Raw genomic sequence first — 17,214 nt, 5'->3', positions numbered from 1 at the left:
CGCCGGGAGCATCAGCACTATGCTCACCGGAATAATCACGCTGGTGGTGGTGATGGGTATTGGCCGTTTTTCACTTACGCCGCAGATCCCGGTAATGATTAACGATGGATTTCTCAATCTGTCCAGTGCGGGGATCCTTGCCGCCATGAACTATATCGGCTATCTGCTGGGCGCGATTCATGTCAGCCGCATGCAGAGCAATCACACTACCTACCTGAAAACGGGGCTGCTTGCCGCTATGCTGGTCACGCTTCTCTCAGGGGTAACCTCTTCGTTTGTCCTGCAATGCCTTTTCCGCTTTATTGCAGGCGTGGGCGGCGCGTGGGCACTGATTATCGTCACCTCCTGGACGCAGCTGGAGCTGGCAGCGAAAAATGCGCCACGTCTCTCCGCAGCGGTATTCAGCGGTCCGGGTATAGGCATTACGCTGACCGGCGTTCTGGCATGGATTATGTCAGCGCAACACGTCAACTCCTCTCAGGCATGGTATGTCTATGGCGCCGTTGCCCTCGTCGCGATCCTGCTGATCTTTCGTCGCCTGCCGCATGAGTTACCTGCAATGCAGAAGAAAAGGGGGGCGGTACCCGTAGGGCGAAACCTTAAGGTGCTGCTCGGCGTATATACGCTTGCGGGTTTTGGTTACATCTTGCCTGCGACCTTCCTGTCACAGATGGCGCATGCTGTCTTCAGCAGCGGTAACCAGGCTGCCTTTTTCTGGCCGCTGTTCGGACTCTCTGCGGTAGCGGGAGTATTGTTGGTGATTATGTTCGCCGCCGTCGTGAATACGCGTATCAGCCTGGCATTAGCGATGATCGTGCAGGGCGTAGGGGTTGCGGCACCGGTCATAGCCAACAACGCGGCAGGACTGCTGATGTCGACCGTGCTGACCGGGCTGTGCTTCTTGTCCATTATGCAGCTGTCGATGCGCCTTGCGCGGGAAGTGTCAAACGGTGAGATGGCGAAAATGGTGGGAATGCTGACGGCTGGCTATGCCACCGGGCAGCTGACGGGGCCGCTGGTCTCCTCTGCCTGCGTCGCGCTCTTCTCCTCGCTGGAACCCGCGCTGCTGCTGGCGGCAGGCTGCCTGATCGCCGGGGGCGGGGCGGTGCTGTTTATGATACGGAAATGAGGGCTGCCACCAGACCATAAAAAAATCCACGCCGGGGCGTGGATTTTAATGTGCCGCGAAAAATGAGTTACACGTTAATCAAGCGCGATTTATTGCTCAATGTGCTGGAGCACGAAGGTTTCCAGTGAAACGCTCAGCGTCTCTATTATGCCAGACAGCGGTGACCAACGAACAATTTTGCCGGTCGCGTTGTCATAGAGATAATAGTGACCATCCTCCGCATCCATTAGCGGAACCGCCGAGGCAGGGAAGCCGGGGTATTGTTGGCGCAATTCAACTGTAGAGCGCAGTATGCTTAACCACGCGGTCTCCTTAACGCCCAGCCCAAACACTTCGGTGGCTTCATAAGAGAGAACCCCGACGTTTTCCAGCCAGGCTCTATAGTCCGGGGTGAAAGTAATATGAAGCGCCTGTTCTGCCGCATTAATCGTCGCCGCATCTACCGGACGGTAAATTGCCTCATGTTGTTCAATAAATGACTTTAGCTGCTTCATGCTGCCACCTCGCTTCGTTGATTTTTAATTTCTTCCGCGCGTGTTTTCCAGTGCTCGGCGCGCTCCGTTTTGAAATCGCCGCGATTAATTTCAGAATCTTTATTTACGTCGTGCAGGATCTTATTATTGCCGCCGCCCATATGCTCACTTTTGGTCAGCTCCGCCAGGGGGGAGTCGGCATTTTGTCCAATGTGATGGAGTTCATACGGTTTACCGCTGGCATCTTTGGGCGGCAGGCCTTTTTCCATACGCTCAAGATTGGTCATACCGAACTCGTCCACTTGATCCGGATCGATTTCGTTTTGTACTAGCACATCTTTACCATTGACCGTCTCACACTCCAACCCAGCGTCCAGATAAATTTGCGCCTCTTCTTCACTGCCAATACGCTCGATGATCTCTTCGCTATAGCCTTTTTCACGTAAAGTGTCGCGCATTTCGTCGCTCAGTTCAGTGAGTGGCGCGTCGCCCTGGACCACGGATTTATCGAGGCTATCAATATCAATATCTGCGCTATCGATCCCTTCAGCGAGGGCTTCAAGAAGCTCATCCATGCCTTGTTCAAGCACCTCTTTCAGAACGATAATTTCACTCATTGCACTATTTCCTGTATATGCTTACGCCATCCGGCATATATTTTTAGCCACGTTTCTGATTCGCCCGAGAGGTCTTTCATCAGGCACTGTTGCACCGCAATGCGTAGCGTTTGCGGTAAATGACCGATACGCTGATTCAGCAGCGTATCGAGCGCGTCGCTCACGGCGCTGAAATCAGCGCATTCGCGTACCCGGCACACGACTTCGCGGCGGCAATCAAGCAGATCAACAACTGTTTTCGCCAGCTGACGGAACTGTCCGTCATGTTGAATACGTAAGGTGCGATGGGCGCTAAACTCGGCAATGAGCGAGCGCAGCAAGATTTTACTGCGGGTGGGTAAAGGCAGAGCATCGACAACGTCTGGCAGCATGGCAGGCGTGATGGACACGGGGCGGGGCAGACGTTTACTGAGCAACCAGCCAAGTAACATCTCCCAGGAGTGTAGATCTGTTTTGGCGCTCGACTCCGATGGCGTATATCGCCACGGCACGGTGGGTGATTCAAACTTCGATACCCTGCACAGAACCGGCTCCAGCCAGTCGTTTTGATACACGACTGCGACGCCGCGCGGCAGGCGAGCAAGTTCGTCAAGCTGCTCGTCGCTTAGCGTGGCAGATTTGCCAGCGGTGCGACGATCCATCTCTTCAGGAAGACGCATGATAATTTTGGTATTCGTATTGCGGATGGCCGCCATATCTACGGCTGACGGCGACTGGTCGGCAATGATAAAACCTTCGCCCCAGGTTCGCATCTCAGCGATGGCGTTGGCAAGCATCTCCACCGCTTTCCCGGTAATATCTGCGCCTTCGCTGCCTTGACCGCCAGCGCTGCGTTTTAACAGATGGTGGGCCTCTTCAAGTACGGTAACGTGGCGCAGCGCCTGATTCATCTCAGGCATTGCGGCACGGTGTTCGTTCAAGCGAATAACCAGAATGCCGGTAATGAACGATTTTGTCTCCTGCGAGCCGATGCGGCTCAAATCGATAACCGTATTGCTGTCAAAAAGAACAGCGTTATCAATTTCATCACCGCTAAAAATTTGCCCGTTTAACCCATTGGTAAGAGAGTTGACGCGGGTGACCAGCGAGCCGATGTAGTTGCTTTTCACCTCCTGGGACCACTCCGACTGTTCAATCACCTGCCGAAGTTGCTCCAACAGATCGGCAAACGTTGGAAAAAGCGCTGGCTGCCAGCGATTTTCAGAGGTAACGAGATCCCAACCGCAGACGGTATAGGCCTGTAAAATGGCATCTTTCAGCACGGCAGGCATGGCGGCATACATTGGCCAGCACATAGAAAACACGTCAACCAGACGGTCAATATGTTCAAATACATGCGTACTTTCAGGGAAACGGAAGGGATTAATGCGCAACAGCGGCGAAAAGCGCCCGTTCGTGCCGAAGACCGACACATCGTCCCGCTGGCCGAATACCTGTTTATACTCTCCTTTTGCCGGTTCGATGACGAGGAAGGGAATACGGTGTTGACCCAGCTGTTCAAGGATGGCGTAAACGGTATTGCTTTTGCCTGCCCCAGTGGAGCCAGTGATAAACATATGGCTGGAGAGCTGATCAACGTCAAGCTCAATCGCCGTATCCAGATCGTTCCAGAGGTGACGCATTTGACCCAGCCGGAGAGTGCGTACGTTCTTAGCCGACGGGTCCGGGCCGTCGAGTCGCTGAACCTTGCGTCCGAAGGACTGCGTGTGCAGAACCGCAACGCTTGAGGTAGAGCGGCGCGGCAGGCTTAGCTGAATAGCCATCTCTTTACCTGAAACCAGCGTCGCTGGCGTTAGCCAGTCGATAGGCAGCATGGGAGCAATGGCCGGTTTGAGCAGGGGATGGGCCAGCACCGATAACCAGTCCAGAATGGGCCGCTTGCTTTGCGAGTTCCACGTCGTCAACGCAAAATCCTCAGTGCTGGAGCGTGTACCGCGCATCAGTCCCAGGAAGATGCTGGCCAGTGATTCGGATGAGGCTGTACTGTCACCGATAAAGTAGGCGGCTGTTTGCCATCCGCCATAGGTTCGCGCTTCGTTCACCCGATCCAGATGGTGATCGATTTTTGCCAGCAGGTTCTCGATGGTTTTGTCATGTACCTCCAGAGAAATCTGCTGGCTACTCCCGCTTGTTTTATTCAGCGTCTGGCTGTCAGTACGGGTGGTGGTATCGTTCCGGTTCAGCGTACGCGACTCGCTTTGGGAAGCGTTGCTGCCCTGCGTTTCGGATGTGCCAACGGTGGTGCTCTCGTTCATGCTGGTGGAGTGGCTACGGTTAAGGGCAGCGCCTTGCAGCACACCTTTGAACGCCGCGCCGAGCGATGTCTGGCTGCCATTTTTATAGCCCGCCATGATGTCAGCAATCACCCCGGAAGTAGATTCGCTGCTTGAGGAGCCCACGCTGGTGGCGTGGTTGGTTCCGCGGGTGAATGAGGTGCCCTGAGAGACCGTCATGCCTAAACTCTCTCCGAGAGAGTGGCTCAGGCCTTCGCTGATGCTTAGCCCTACGCTGTCACTATCCTGCACGCCAAACGAGTACTGGCGTTTAGCGAGGATAGAGAGCTGCGTGGCGACCTTTTCATAACCGGTGCGAATGCGGTCCAGCTCTGGCGGCGTAACCGGCTCTGCAAGGATAATCGCCTGATAGACGCGGCTTTCGGCGGCATCAATAAAATGCTCCAGCCCCTGCATAAAATGTTCGCTGTCTTCCGTTGCCAGCGACGGTACGCCCGTCACGGCGGTTACCGCCGAGGACGGGTTCTCTTTTTGCGCCAGCGCACCATCCAGTAACTGTGCGGTTTGTTCCGCATTTTGCGCAACCAGCTTGCTGCCGGGGAAGTGTCCCTTGAAGGTTTCATTAAGCAGTTCACCAGAGTTTTGCCCCAGCATTTTACCCGGCGTACCACGCGTGCCAATATAGACATCGGTTTCCCGACCATCGGATTTCAGCAATAAAAAGACGCTATAACCCGCGGCGCCTAACGCGGTGTAGGCGGCAGTGGTGCTCTCCAGCACCGACTGCTTATTTTCCTGCACAATCCGCTCAATACGAAACACGCGGATATCACCGGCGCGGTGAATCGGCACGCCCTGATACTCTTCGAGCGGCTGTACCGGATAGTGACGCATCTCAGCCAGATAGCTGCGATTAATCAGCGTGTTGGCAGAAGCGAGCGTCCCTGCCGCGCGCTGCTCCATCTCCTGGATCTGGAGCGGCATCATCTGTTTTTGCATAGATGGCCCCCTACAGCAGCGCGAGAATTAATAGCGCCAGCGCGGCGACAGCGCCACCGGCCAGCATGGCGACATTCAGCGGCGATGAGCCGCTGCGACGTTCCGGCGCGGCAGGTGCAGGCCTGTATGGACGCGGCTCCGTGGCTGGCCGCGCATCGGGACGGGACTGAGGCTGAGGCTGAGGCTGGGACAGTTTCGGCTGATAAGTGAAACCGGCAACCGCGCGGTCACGAAGCACTTGATAGATCGCCATCAGGTGTTCGAACCGCTCCCGCGAAAAATTCATGTTCAGGTAAGCCGATTGCAAAAAATAGTAATCGGTATCCCACTTATTTTTATCCTGTTCAAAACCCAGCGCTAAGCTATTTTCTTCGTAGGGTTCAAACAGACCTGATGTGCGAGCATCAACCCATTTTAAAGCCTGGCGCACCGCCTGCGCATCAAGGCGGTTATTTTCCAGTTCGACGACCAGCGCTGAACGGATGCGGTTGATTGAGTCTGATTCCATGGCCGCAAGCAGGCTCTGGCTTGGTGTAAAGTGGGTTGACTCTTCGTTGTACATGCTGCTGTTTCCATTATCGTTATGTCTGTTTTCAGCGAGTGCAAATCCCGCATGCTTGTGCTCCGTCAGCCACTGACAGAGGGCGATCAGATGGGTGGCCCGCTCCAGTGAAAAATTATGCTGAAGGCTCATGCTTTGAAGGGCAAAGTAGTGGCTGTCCCAGTCAATGGTGTCGGTATTGATTGGCTCGCAAACGCTATCTTCTTTGTGCGGCTCAAACATGCCTTGCCGTGTTGTATTCGCTTCGTCCAGCATGGCGTTTAACAGGGCGAAATCGCGCTGTGGGCTATTGAGAGCAGCTAAAAAAGCGGTACGAAATGTCTGATCCATGTTGTTACTCCGCAAGGCTCAACGTTTTGTCGAGACGTGACTTGAATTCACCAATCCACGCTTTCTGTTCGCGAGCTTTAGCCACCGCGATCTCCCGGGCTTCATGGTCAGTGAGTTTTTCTTTCAGGCTTACAATAAGTTCATTGAATTTGCTTTCAAATTCACGTTCGATAAAGGCGATATAGCTCTCAACGAGGCGGTCTTTATCCGCTTCGGTTTTTTTCCGTGCGGCGCTCATCAAGTCTTTAAAATTACCTTCAATTTCTCCGCGCTTTATATTCCAAAGCTCATGCATATCGACGTATTCGACGGTGCGGCTATCCCAGACGGTGCGGGTTCGGCCCCAGCTGAAGGGGTTCCACCATGACGAGTCCTTCACTTCACGTTGGTTATAACGCTCCTCTTTCTCTTTAATGCTTCCATCCAGGCTTAGGTTAAGCGAGAAGTCGCTCATACTGGCTTTTAACCCTTCCAGTAAAGGCAGCTTTAGCTCACGGGTATTTTCAAAGAGCGCGCTAATATAACGGTTGTACTCTTCCTGCAGCTCCGTTTTTATAAGCTCTTGTGAAGTTTGAAATGCGGACTCGTACTCGTTAACTACTTCTTTAAAACGAAAACGCGCATCGTACTCTACGGCATGCAGGAGTCTTTGTGCGTTGGCCTGGGTTTCATGCTCATGCTTTAAGAACTCGTTACCTTGCTCTTTGATAGCGGCTAAAACAGGCGCTATTTTTTTAGTAAATGACTGGGCAATATGCGGCGGCAATGACTTACCGTTTTGTCGCAGGCTTTGCTTATAAACTTCAGTATTGGCACCTTCTTTTCGTTTTTGCTCCAGTAACGTAATCTGCTCGGCCAGGTAAGCCAGCTCGCGCTCATCCTGCTCCAGCTGCTCGGTCAGCTCGGCTTCGCGCATGCCTTTCTCAATCGCCTGATTGAGTGCCTCATAGGCCCGTTTCAGCCGATTCGGGAAGGTGTATTTATTAATATACTCGTCGATCATAACCTCAACGGCGGGTAACCCACTGCGGTACTCCACTCGCATTAGCTTACGATCGTCCAGAGCGCGTCTTACCCGGGAAGTCAGCGGCATGTAGGAAGGCAGATCCATGCTGGCTTCTTCCTCGAAGAGTTCAGTCATGGTGTTAAGATCGCCGCGCTCTTTGCGGGTGCGGGCATCAGGGTTTTTACGCAGCAGGCGAGTCAGGTTTGCCGAAATGGGGTAAACCTGAGGATTCTGAATACCATTATTCTGTAGATACGTTTTAACGCGCTCCAGCGCTGCGCTGACGTTTTCGCCGCTTTCCGGATCGAAGTTATCCATTTTATTAACTGCAAAAATAAAACGATCCTTACTCTGTTTGCCTCCGCGGTTCATGGTTTGTGCGACCAGACGCAACAGATGCTGATCGTCATTAATACCCAGTTGAGAGGCGTTAAGCACATACAGGATGAGCGGGTTGCGCTGAGAATCCTGAATGTAGCTCATGGTGACGCGCTCGTGTTCGTCATCCTGGCTGTTGTTTGGCCCTGGGGTATCGGTCAGCACCAGGCGAACGTTATCCCGCTCCTGCATGGAAACAATGTTGCCCCGCAGCTCGATCTGACGGGTGTCCTCCATCATATTCCACTCTTTCATGAGCTCAGCGGAAACCGCTACCTCATCGCTTGCTGTCCCCGAGCTGTTTATACGACGCGCCATAAACGACGAGCCTAACGTTTTATCGTCAGTAATCTGGGCGATAGTGGCCGTTGTCGCTTCATTGGCTGCCGGCAAAATATCCTGACCAAGCATGGCATTGATCAGCGTGGATTTGCCGGATGACATGGTCGCCACGACGTACAGGTTGAAGTCACGGTCAAACGCGGCCTGAAAACCTGTGCTGACCTTCTCATTATTCTCAATGTAATCGTTGAACTGCGGATTTTGTCTGGCTTCTTCCATCAGCGCCTGGATCGCATTAAGGCGATGATGCACTTCAGTGACCCCAATCGGTTCAAGCTCAATGGTCATGCCTTTGAGACGGGCCGCTTCGGCGGATGCCAGGATATCCATATAATCGGATTCGACACCCTTGAACTCAATACTGAACGCCGTATCGCCGTTAAGCAGGCGGCTGAGCTCATCAAAAAGGGTTTCGACCCATACCTGAAGACGGAGCTCTTTAAAGCTTGAAAGCTTGCATCCTTCGGCTGGCTCGGAACCATTAATTAAAAAATGGGTTTCAACAATAAACGGGTTATGTTCGATATAAATTTTATTCATTTTTTGCTCTTCAAAGGTAATGTTTCAGATAGAGTTCCAACGTCCGCACACCGCTATAATCGGTAAACTGACGCAGCTCGCTATCGCAAAACTCATTGCTGTGTTCGGAAGAGGGGATGCTACGCATCAATTCTTTGCTTAATATCTTGCGTATTTTTTCGGGGATACGAGCAACGTCATTCAGGGCGTGCTTATTCACACGAAAACGCAGCAGTTCGTTGCGCAGATGGTTTTTCTGCATACGCGTAATGCTGAGGCGAGATAGCATTTTTCTCGCGACTAGTGAGGAGCTCATCATAGCGGGAATAATAATCGGCGCAGAAAAGCCGCTATTTTCCAAATACATTGCAGTGGCCTCTACGGCCCGCGCCAGCGTTTCGCCACGCTCCTCATCCAGCTGATCAATTTTATTAAGAATAAAGATGATGCGTTTTTCTGGGGTCGTATCCAGATGCTGTTTGATCTCGCCCAACAGATGCGCATCATCACGCGTTGCGGGCTGTGTGGCATTGAGTACATAGATGATAATCCCATCATCGCACTCGTTGAGCGCCTCTTTGAGCAGCAGCGCATGGGTACTGTCCTGGCTGTTATTTGCACCGGGAGTATCATAAATTACCGGCATAAAACGGCTATTGGCAAAGGCGCTTAGGTGCCCGCTCAGCTCAATATGTTTCACATGCGGGCTGGCATTCCACGCATGCAGGAGCTGATTGTCCACCGCTTCGGCTATCTGATGGCTCTCTCCCTCCCAGGTAAAACTGATCCCTCGGATAACCTTTTCATCACGATTGTTATGGTGAATGCGTGTAATTGTCGCGGTCGCCGCCTCATTAGCTGACCACAGCAGGTCGGTACCGAGAAGTGCGTTGATAAGCGATGTTTTGCCAGCGCTCATTGTCGCAGCAACAAGGATGTTCACCTTGGTCAAAGGGCGTCCAGGATTACGGGGCGGCTGTTTCTTATTCTTTCGTTTGATGCGTATTTTTAATGGAGCCATGTTTTACTCATCTAGCCAGTTTTTAATTCCTTGCTCCAGCTCTTTCTGTAGGCTTTCTGGAGCAATAATTTTCATATGTGGGATCCAATACTGCACTACCGGGATTATCTCGGTTTTGTGTGAAATTTGAGTAGAGATAATTAAACTGCCATCGCTGATCTGTTTCTCTATGATCTGATGATTGAGAAGCTGGCGGCGCTGGAAGTATTCAGCTACATCAGCGGATACTTTCAGCACTACTTCAAATTTCTCTTCACTTCCCCAAACGCTCTCTTCCTGTTTAATACCCTGAAGCAGCGCCACATCAGGCGTGAAGAGCTGGAATGAGCAATCGAGAGCGGCTATTTTACTCAGGGTGAAATTTTTAATTCTCTCTTCATGCCGGGCAGCCAGATACCAGATACCGTTGTAATTTATGAGCTTATAGGGTTCAACTGTATAGGTTCGTTGCTCTTCCTTACGTTGGAAGCGAAATGAAACGACCCGATGCTCATCAATTGCACGTTGCAGCCGAGGGAAGTTCTCATTTTGAATGTCATCTGAAATGTACTTATGACCATGAACCAAAAAATTATGCTGTCCAGAAGGGTGTAGGATGGCTTTTAGCATTTGTTTATCAAGCGTCGGAAATAACCCTTTAATCCCAGCGATGCGAGAATAGAGCTCAATGCTGTTACTATCGAATCGACCTAACATTGCTGGGGGGAGGGTATAGCCGCCGTTTTTCTCGTCACGCTGAAGCTCAAGAAAGAGCAGTCTCTCTTCGATATCGCGACGTATAGTGCGCGTACTAACGCCATATTCTTTAGCCATCTTAGCCAGATGGAGCGTTTCGCCATTATTCAGGCGCAGCAGAAGATCGGCAATACGAAGCGCTAGCTGTGTGTTTGTTTTACTCATTTGCAGTTTGTCCATTGTTATCTGAGCGCGTGCATAATGTCATGTCAAAGTGACAGGTCGTGTCACATCAGTCCGCTATCAAAGATTTACGGTGATATGCCTCGCCATGAATCATAATTAACGGCAAGTTTTAGATAAACATTATGGATAACAACATGTTAAAAAATGAGGCAGGAAGTTGAGTTCGAGGTGAGCATGAAAAAAAGTATTTATAACAAGGAGTTAAAATTTGGCAGGAAATTGATTTGAGAATTTAGTGCAAAAAAAGGTAGGTTTTGAGAAAAATAATTGACATTTATATATAAAAAAATCCACGCCGTAGCGTGGACATTTTTACATCTGAAGCAGGAAGCGTTACACGTTGAACAGGAAGTTCATCACATCGCCATCTTTAACGATGTACTCTTTCCCTTCGGCACGCATCTTACCGGCCTCTTTGGCACCCTGTTCGCCTTTATAGGTAATAAAGTCTTCAAAGGCGATGGTCTGGGCGCGGATAAAGCCCTTCTCGAAATCGGTGTGGATCTTACCCGCGGCCTGCGGGGCAGTAGCGCCCACCGGGATAGTCCAAGCGCGAACCTCTTTCACACCGGCGGTGAAGTAGGTTTGCAGGTTCAGCAGCTCGTAACCGGCGCGAATAACGCGGTTCAGGCCCGGCTCTTCCAGACCCAGCTCGGCCATAAACTCGTCACGGTCGGCATCGTCCAGCTCGGCAATGTCGGACTCAACGGCGGCGCAGACAGCAACCACTACAGAACCTTCCGCAGCAGCGATTTCACGCACTTTGTCCAGGTACGGGTTGTTCTCGAAACCGTCTTCGTTGACGTTCGCGATGTACATGGTCGGCTTCAGGGTCAGGAAGCTCAGGTACTTGATGGCAGCCTTATCTTCATCCGTCAGGTTTTTCAGCGCACGCAGCATGCCCGCGTTTTCCAGCTGGGGAAGGCATTTCTCCAGGGCCGCCTGTTCCGCTTTCGCGTCTTTATCGCCGCCTTTGGCTTTCTTCTGCACGCGCTGCAGGGCGCGCTCGCAGGTGTCCAGGTCGGAAAGTGCCAGCTCGGTATTGATAACGTCGATATCGTCAGCCGGATCCACTTTGTTGTTAACGTGGATGATGTTGTCGTTCTCAAAGCAGCGCACCACGTGACCGATGGCTTCGGTTTCACGGATGTTGGTCAGGAACTGGTTGCCCAGGCCTTCACCTTTGGATGCGCCTTTTACCAGACCGGCGATGTCAACGAACTCCATCGTGGTCGGCAGAATACGCTGCGGCTTAACGATCTCCGCCAGCTGGTCGAGGCGCGGATCCGGCATCGGCACCACGCCGGTGTTTGGTTCAATAGTACAGAACGGGAAGTTGGCAGCTTCGATACCCGCCTTGGTCAGCGCGTTGAACAGGGTAGATTTACCGACGTTCGGCAAGCCGACGATACCGCATTTGAATCCCATGGTTTACATCACCTTAATATCTTGATAATCAACCTGTTAGACAAAACAGATTGCAGAAAAGTTAATAGCTTCGCCTATTATACACGTTACAGACGCGCTGCGCGGCAAAAATGGCATCGCTCAGGGCTACTGGGCCTTAAAAGCGTGCAGGCGATTGGTGGCTTTCACCAGATCCTCTTTCAGCCACAGCTCGGTGCAGCGCACCGCTTCGTCAACGGCATCATCAATAAGCTTCTGTTCAGAGGCGGGCGGTTTGCCCAGCACAAAGCCAACAACCTTGTTTTTATCCCCTGGATGGCCAATTCCCACCCGTAAGCGGTGAAAGTTGGGGTTATTGCCAAACTTGCTGATGATATCTTTCAGGCCGTTATGGCCGCCATGACCGCCACCCAGCTTAAATTTTGCCACGCCTGGGGGCAGATCCAACTCATCGTGCGCCACCAGCACCTCATCGGGGTTAATGCGATAGAAGGTTGCCATCGCCGCTACGGCTTTACCGCTCAGGTTCATAAAGGTTGTCGGCACCAGCAGGCGTACGTCTGCTCCGGCAAGGTTAATGCGTGAGGTAAAGCCAAAGAATTTAGGCTCTTCCCGCAGCGGAGCGCGGTAGCGGTCGGCCAGCAGATCGACATACCAGGCACCGGCATTATGGCGGGTGGCGGCATACTCCGCGCCCGGGTTGGCAAGGCCGACAATCAGTTTAATCGTCACGTCTCTTTTCCTGAAAAGTTCACTCTTTGGCGCGTAGTTTACGTGGTAGCGCGGGCGTTGACAAAATTCTGCGGCTAAAAGATAAAATTAGAAATAATTACTCTTAATAACTATTAGAAAATGATTGAGTTCAGGGGGTTATATGTAAAGTTCTGTGAGTATGATGTTTGTAATTGTGATCCCGCCCGCACCCTACAAAATAAGCCCTGCCTATACTTTACCCATAAGGATTGGGGATATTTCCCGTTCAGCCCACAACGCCGGAGGTGACATATGAAACGCAAAAACGCATCGAGACTTGGAAATGCGCTTATGGGTTTAGGGTTAGTGGTGATGGTGGTTGGCGTCGGTTACTCTATCTTAAATCAGCTCCCGCAGCTTAACCTGCCGCAGTACTTCGCTCACGGGGCCATACTGAGCATTTTCCTTGGCGCGATCCTCTGGCTGGCTGGCGCACGCATCGGCGGCCACGAACAGGTGTGCGATAAATATTGGTGGGTACGCCACTACGACAAACGCTGCCGCCGGGATCAGCATAAGCATAGCTGATGGATGCCACTCATTTCGCCGGGTGGCGCTACGCTTACCCGGCCTACGAAACAGTAAACGACTCATGAGAGTCGTTTTTTTTACGCTTTTTTTTGCTAGTCCCTTGACCCTCACGTAACGTAAGGGCCCAGAGTGGCGCTACTGGTCAGGACAAGGAGCAGCAATGTTAATTCAGGTAGGCGAGCTGGCGAAACGTGCTGGCATCACCGTTCGCACGCTACACCACTACGAGCAAACCGGGCTGCTGCTGCCCTCCGCCAGAAGCGAAGCAGGCTACCGGCTCTATAACCTTGCCGATGTACAGCGCCTGCATATGATCCAGGCGCTGGCAAAAGCGGGGCTGGAGCTTGCCGAAATCAAGGATTTTCTGGAGCAGGATACGCTCTCGCTTCCCGATCTGCTCGATGCGCAGATCGCGCTGCTGGACAGGCAGCTACGCACTGTTCATACCCTGCGCGACCAGCTTTGTGCGCTACGAACGGGACTGGAAGAGGAGAGCGAGCCGGATCTGGAGTCCTGGCTACAGACTCTGGAGTTAATGAATATGTACGATCGCTGGTTTACTAAAGAAGAGCTACAGCAGCTGCCGTTTGCCGCCGAAGGCGAACAGCTGGCTTCTGTCTGGGCGGCGCTGGTCGCGGAAGCGCAGTCGCTGATGGCGCAACAGGTTGCCGAAACCGATGCCAAAGCGATGGATCTGGCGATCCGCTGGATGGATCGCCTGGAGCAGGATACGGGGGGCAAGCCGGAATTTCTGACCCGCCTCAACGAGATGCACAGCGTGGAGCCGCAGATGCGCGAGCGGACGGGGATTACGCCGCAGATTATCGACTACATTACCCGCGCCTTTGCTGAGAGCAAGCTGGCTATCTGGCAGCATTATCTTACTCCGCAGGAGATGGCCTTTACCCGGACGCACTACTTTGACCGACTGATGGAGTGGCCTCTGCTGGTGGCAAAGCTGCACCAGGCCACGCGGGAGGAGTACGATCCTGCCTCTGAACGTGGCCAGCAGCTGGCGCATAACTGGCTCGAACTTTTCCAGTCCTATGCGGGAGAGGATCCAACTACCCAGCAGAAGTTCCGCGTTGCTATGCAGCAGGAGCCGCTGTTAATGAAGGGGACCTGGATGACCCCCGAGGTGCTGGCCTGGCTACAGCAGGCGATTGGGGTAATGATGCAGCGCCGGTACGCTGCACCCTAATCATTACAGATCAGCCAACGCCGCGTCACGGTTGGGGTAGAACGCCAGCCTCCCGGCAATCGGCTTAACGCCTGCGCGCGCCATCGTGCGCAGGGGCTGAAACTCCAGGTTACTGACCCGCAGCTCACAGCCTTCCGGCAGCCGTTTGACAAAGCGCTGGAAGGCGTCCAGCCCCCCGGCATCCAGCACCGGCACCGCGTCGCACTTCAGCACCACGATACGTTTGCCGGCGATGCGCGTCTCCAGATCGTTAAACAGCCCTTCGGCAGCGGCGAAGAAGAGCGGCCCGATGACCCGCAGCACGGTAACGTCATCGGGCACCCCGGCGTTAACCGGAGCGAGGCGCGTCATGCGGGCGATGCGGCGCATAAACAGCAGCGACGCCAGTACGATGCCGACGCTGATGGCGATAACCATATCAAACAGCACCGTCAGCGACATACAGATCAGCATGACCATAATGTCGTCCTGGGGGGCGCGCCGCAGCAGGTTAACGACCTTATGCGCCTCGCTCATGTTCCATGCCACCATCAGCAGCAGGGCGGCCATCGCCGACAGCGGCAGCCATGAGAGCAGGGGAGCCAGCGCCAGCAGGGCAAGGATCACCAGCAGAGCATGAATAATTGCTGCTACGGGCGAGGTTGCTCCTGCACGTACGTTAGCCGCCGAGCGGGCGATCGCCGCGGTAGCGGTAATACCGCCGAAGAAGGGAGCAATCAGGTTGCCCAGCCCCTGGCCGATCAGCTCATTATTGGCCTTATGCCGGGTGCCGGTCATGCCGTCGAGCACTACCGCGCAGAGCAGGGATTCAATCGCCCCGAGCATCGCCATTGAAAAAGCGGTGGGCAGCAGCGCCTGAACGGAGGCCCAGCTCAGGGTAAAAGAGGATCCGGGCATCTGCCAGGGCAGCACCAGCTGGGGCAGAAGCTGTGGAATGCCGTTGCCCTGGGTCCCGTCAGCCAGCAGATAGTGAAAGCGCGAGCCGATGGTTGCCACATCAAAACCGGCCAGCTTAACCAGCATCATCACCCCACAACCTGCCAGCAGGGCGGGAAGATGACCCGGCAGGCGGATCCCGAGGCGCGGCCAGAGTATCAGCACCCCGAGCGTCACCACGCCGATGGCGGCATCGCCCAGATTAAGGGAAGGCAGCGCCATCACCAGCGCGCCAACCTTCTGTAAGTAGTGCTCCGGCACCTGGGCCATCTCCAGACCCAGAAAATCTTTTATCTGCATGGTGCCGATGGTGATGCCAATCCCGGCGGTAAAGCCCAGGGTGACGGGCAGCGGTATGTACTCGATCAGGCGGCCAAAGCGGGCGAGGCCGAAAAGAATCAAAAAGAGTCCGGAGATCAGCGTCGCCACTAGCAGGCCCGCCAGACCAAACTGCTGGGAGACCGGATAGAGGATCACCACAAATGCCGCCGTCGGGCCGGAGACGCTAAAGCGCGAGCCGCCGCAGAGGGCAATGACAATCCCGGCCACTGCCGAGGTATAGAGGCCGTACTGAGGTGCTACGCCGCTACCGATAGCCAGCGCCATCGCCAGTGGAATGGCAATAATGCCGACGGTGATGCCTGCCACCAGGTCACGGGTGAAACGCGGGAGGGTATATCTCTCTTTCCAGCACGCTTCAATCAGCGTGCGAAAGGGTAAAATCTCTGCAAGGTTCATGATCTTCACAAGGGTAGTCATTCATGCACGCATTATCCTCCATGTGAATAACAGATAATGCGTGAATACATCATACAAATGTTTTTCAGGCACAAAAAAACCCGCCGAGGCGGGTTTTTGTCATACGTTGCGATTAATGCTCGAACATCGCGGAGATGGATTCTTCGTTGCTGATACGACGAATCGCTTCGGCCAGCATGCCGGAGAGCGTCAGAGTACGCACGTTTGGCAGCGCCTTGATCTCAGGAGAGAGCGGAATAGTGTCGCAGACGACCACTTCGTCGATCACCGAGTGGCGCAGGTTGTTCACCGCATTGCCGGAGAAGATCGGATGGGTGGCGTAGGCGAAGACACGCTTGGCGCCACGCTCTTTCAGCGCCTCTGCCGCTTTGCACAGCGTACCGCCGGTATCGATCATGTCGTCAACCAGCACGCAGTCGCGGCCGGCAACGTCGCCGATGATGTGCATAACCTGAGAGACGTTGGCACGCGGGCGACGCTTGTCGATGATGGCCATATCGGTATCGTTCAGCAGCTTAGCAATAGCACGAGCGCGAACCACGCCGCCGATGTCCGGAGAGACAACGATCGGGTTATCGAGATTCAGCTGCAGCATATCTTCCAGCAGGATGGGGCTGCCGAATACGTTATCAACTGGGACATCGAAGAAGCCCTGGATCTGTTCTGCGTGCAGGTCAACGGTCAGGACACGGTCAACGCCAACGCTGGAGAGGAAGTCGGCAACCACTTTTGCGGTGATGGGCACACGCGCGGAGCGCACGCGGCGGTCCTGACGGGCATAGCCGAAGTAGGGGATCACGGCGGTGATACGGCCTGCGGAAGCACGACGCAGCGCATCAACCATGACAATTAACTCCATCAGGTTGTCGTTCGTTGGAGCACAAGTGGACTGGATGATGAAAATATCACCACCGCGTACATTTTCGTTGATTTGTACGCTGACTTCGCCGTCGCTAAAGCGACCTACGGCGGCGTCGCCGAGAGAAGTGTACAGGCGGTTGGCAATACGTTGTGCTAGTTCCGGGGTGGCGTTACCAGCAAAAAGCTTCATATCAGGCACGAGAAGAACCTCAGGCATGCGTCCAGTGGTGGATAG

The 17,214-nt window shown here is 53.6% G+C and carries 14 protein-coding genes; 3 read left to right on the top strand and 11 right to left on the bottom strand.

Translation table 11 applies throughout. From position 1 onward, the window contains the following. The first annotated feature begins 19 nt into the window (after nucleotides 1–19). Nucleotides 20–1,129 (top strand): YbfB/YjiJ family MFS transporter, encoded by a 1,110-nt coding sequence (locus RTP97_RS07325; RefSeq protein WP_312412180.1) that lies wholly within the window; start codon nucleotides 20–22, stop codon nucleotides 1,127–1,129. 89 nt (nucleotides 1,130–1,218) lie between these two features. Here the strand turns inward: RTP97_RS07325 and RTP97_RS07320 are convergent, their stop codons facing one another. The 9 genes from RTP97_RS07320 to pth form a co-directional block, all read right to left on the bottom strand. Further along, complete coding sequence (locus RTP97_RS07320) at nucleotides 1,219–1,623, bottom strand: SMI1/KNR4 family protein (RefSeq protein WP_312412179.1); 405 nt, start codon at nucleotides 1,621–1,623, stop codon at nucleotides 1,219–1,221. Continuing rightward, nucleotides 1,620–2,219 carry an HNH/ENDO VII family nuclease gene (locus RTP97_RS07315; protein WP_312412176.1) on the bottom strand — a complete coding sequence of 200 codons (600 nt, stop codon included), beginning with the start codon at nucleotides 2,217–2,219 and terminating at the stop codon, nucleotides 1,620–1,622. The genes RTP97_RS07320 and RTP97_RS07315 overlap by 4 nt, the downstream gene beginning before the upstream one ends. Further along, nucleotides 2,216–5,452: an ATP-binding protein gene (locus RTP97_RS07310; protein ID WP_312412173.1), complete on the bottom strand. Its 3,237-nt coding sequence runs from the start codon at nucleotides 5,450–5,452 to the stop codon at nucleotides 2,216–2,218. Before RTP97_RS07310 ends, RTP97_RS07315 begins: the two co-directional genes overlap by 4 nt. Nucleotides 5,453–5,462: 10 nt before the next feature. Then, nucleotides 5,463–6,344 carry a hypothetical protein gene (locus tag RTP97_RS07305; protein ID WP_312412170.1) on the bottom strand — a complete coding sequence of 294 codons (882 nt, stop codon included), beginning with the start codon at nucleotides 6,342–6,344 and terminating at the stop codon, nucleotides 5,463–5,465. 4 nt (nucleotides 6,345–6,348) lie between these two features. Further along, nucleotides 6,349–8,610 carry a dynamin family protein gene (locus RTP97_RS07300; protein WP_312412168.1) on the bottom strand — a complete coding sequence of 754 codons (2,262 nt, stop codon included), beginning with the start codon at nucleotides 8,608–8,610 and terminating at the stop codon, nucleotides 6,349–6,351. Nucleotides 8,611–8,620: 10 nt separating this feature from the next. Then, nucleotides 8,621–9,610, bottom strand: a complete 990-nt coding sequence (locus tag RTP97_RS07295; protein ID WP_312412166.1) for a dynamin family protein — start codon at nucleotides 9,608–9,610, stop codon at nucleotides 8,621–8,623. 3 nt (nucleotides 9,611–9,613) lie between these two features. After that, nucleotides 9,614–10,510 carry a helix-turn-helix transcriptional regulator gene (locus RTP97_RS07290; RefSeq protein ID WP_312412164.1) on the bottom strand — a complete coding sequence of 299 codons (897 nt, stop codon included), beginning with the start codon at nucleotides 10,508–10,510 and terminating at the stop codon, nucleotides 9,614–9,616. Between the two features lie 354 nt (nucleotides 10,511–10,864). After that, nucleotides 10,865–11,959: a redox-regulated ATPase YchF gene (gene ychF, locus RTP97_RS07285; RefSeq protein ID WP_312412162.1), complete on the bottom strand. Its 1,095-nt coding sequence runs from the start codon at nucleotides 11,957–11,959 to the stop codon at nucleotides 10,865–10,867. A gap of 126 nt (nucleotides 11,960–12,085) precedes the next feature. After that, nucleotides 12,086–12,670 carry an aminoacyl-tRNA hydrolase gene (gene pth, locus RTP97_RS07280; protein WP_312209436.1) on the bottom strand — a complete coding sequence of 195 codons (585 nt, stop codon included), beginning with the start codon at nucleotides 12,668–12,670 and terminating at the stop codon, nucleotides 12,086–12,088. A 273-nt stretch (nucleotides 12,671–12,943) separates the two neighbouring features. Between pth and ychH the strand changes: the two genes are divergently transcribed. Both ychH and RTP97_RS07270 read left to right on the top strand, forming a co-directional pair. Beyond that, nucleotides 12,944–13,219: a stress-induced protein YchH gene (gene ychH / locus RTP97_RS07275; RefSeq protein WP_144814695.1), complete on the top strand. Its 276-nt coding sequence runs from the start codon at nucleotides 12,944–12,946 to the stop codon at nucleotides 13,217–13,219. A 163-nt stretch (nucleotides 13,220–13,382) separates the two neighbouring features. Next, nucleotides 13,383–14,423 carry a MerR family transcriptional regulator gene (locus RTP97_RS07270; RefSeq protein WP_312412160.1) on the top strand — a complete coding sequence of 347 codons (1,041 nt, stop codon included), beginning with the start codon at nucleotides 13,383–13,385 and terminating at the stop codon, nucleotides 14,421–14,423. Nucleotides 14,424–14,426: 3 nt separating this feature from the next. Here the strand turns inward: RTP97_RS07270 and dauA are convergent, their stop codons facing one another. Continuing rightward, nucleotides 14,427–16,097 carry a C4-dicarboxylic acid transporter DauA gene (dauA, locus tag RTP97_RS07265; protein WP_312412387.1) on the bottom strand — a complete coding sequence of 557 codons (1,671 nt, stop codon included), beginning with the start codon at nucleotides 16,095–16,097 and terminating at the stop codon, nucleotides 14,427–14,429. 133 nt (nucleotides 16,098–16,230) lie between these two features. Continuing rightward, nucleotides 16,231–17,178 (bottom strand): ribose-phosphate diphosphokinase, encoded by a 948-nt coding sequence (gene prs, locus RTP97_RS07260; RefSeq protein ID WP_312209439.1) that lies wholly within the window; start codon nucleotides 17,176–17,178, stop codon nucleotides 16,231–16,233. Between the last annotated feature and the right edge of the window lie 36 nt (nucleotides 17,179–17,214).

The organism is Pseudescherichia sp. (genome assembly GCF_031998825.1).
Taxonomy (GTDB): domain Bacteria; phylum Pseudomonadota; class Gammaproteobacteria; order Enterobacterales; family Enterobacteriaceae; genus Pseudescherichia.
The sequence above is the reverse complement of the archived record's forward strand: the minus strand, read 5'-3'. Positions and strand labels throughout refer to the sequence as shown.

Excerpts from the sequence above, each read along its gene's own strand:
- RTP97_RS07315 (WP_312412176.1), bottom strand. The coding sequence starts at position 2,219 with ATGAGTGAAATTATCGTTCTGAAAGAGGTGCTTGAACAAGGCATGGAT.
- ychF (WP_312412162.1), bottom strand. The coding sequence starts at position 11,959 with ATGGGATTCAAATGCGGTATCGTCGGCTTGCCGAACGTCGGTAAATCT.
- ychH (WP_144814695.1), top strand. The coding sequence starts at position 12,944 with ATGAAACGCAAAAACGCATCGAGACTTGGAAATGCGCTTATGGGTTTA.
- RTP97_RS07305 (WP_312412170.1), bottom strand. The coding sequence starts at position 6,344 with ATGGATCAGACATTTCGTACCGCTTTTTTAGCTGCTCTCAATAGCCCA.
- RTP97_RS07300 (WP_312412168.1), bottom strand. The coding sequence starts at position 8,610 with ATGAATAAAATTTATATCGAACATAACCCGTTTATTGTTGAAACCCAT.
- dauA (WP_312412387.1), bottom strand. The coding sequence starts at position 16,097 with ATGAACCTTGCAGAGATTTTACCCTTTCGCACGCTGATTGAAGCGTGC.
- RTP97_RS07295 (WP_312412166.1), bottom strand. The coding sequence starts at position 9,610 with ATGGCTCCATTAAAAATACGCATCAAACGAAAGAATAAGAAACAGCCG.
- RTP97_RS07310 (WP_312412173.1), bottom strand. The coding sequence starts at position 5,452 with ATGCAAAAACAGATGATGCCGCTCCAGATCCAGGAGATGGAGCAGCGC.
- RTP97_RS07325 (WP_312412180.1), top strand. The coding sequence starts at position 20 with ATGCTCACCGGAATAATCACGCTGGTGGTGGTGATGGGTATTGGCCGT.
- RTP97_RS07290 (WP_312412164.1), bottom strand. The coding sequence starts at position 10,510 with ATGAGTAAAACAAACACACAGCTAGCGCTTCGTATTGCCGATCTTCTG.
- RTP97_RS07320 (WP_312412179.1), bottom strand. The coding sequence starts at position 1,623 with ATGAAGCAGCTAAAGTCATTTATTGAACAACATGAGGCAATTTACCGT.
- RTP97_RS07270 (WP_312412160.1), top strand. The coding sequence starts at position 13,383 with ATGTTAATTCAGGTAGGCGAGCTGGCGAAACGTGCTGGCATCACCGTT.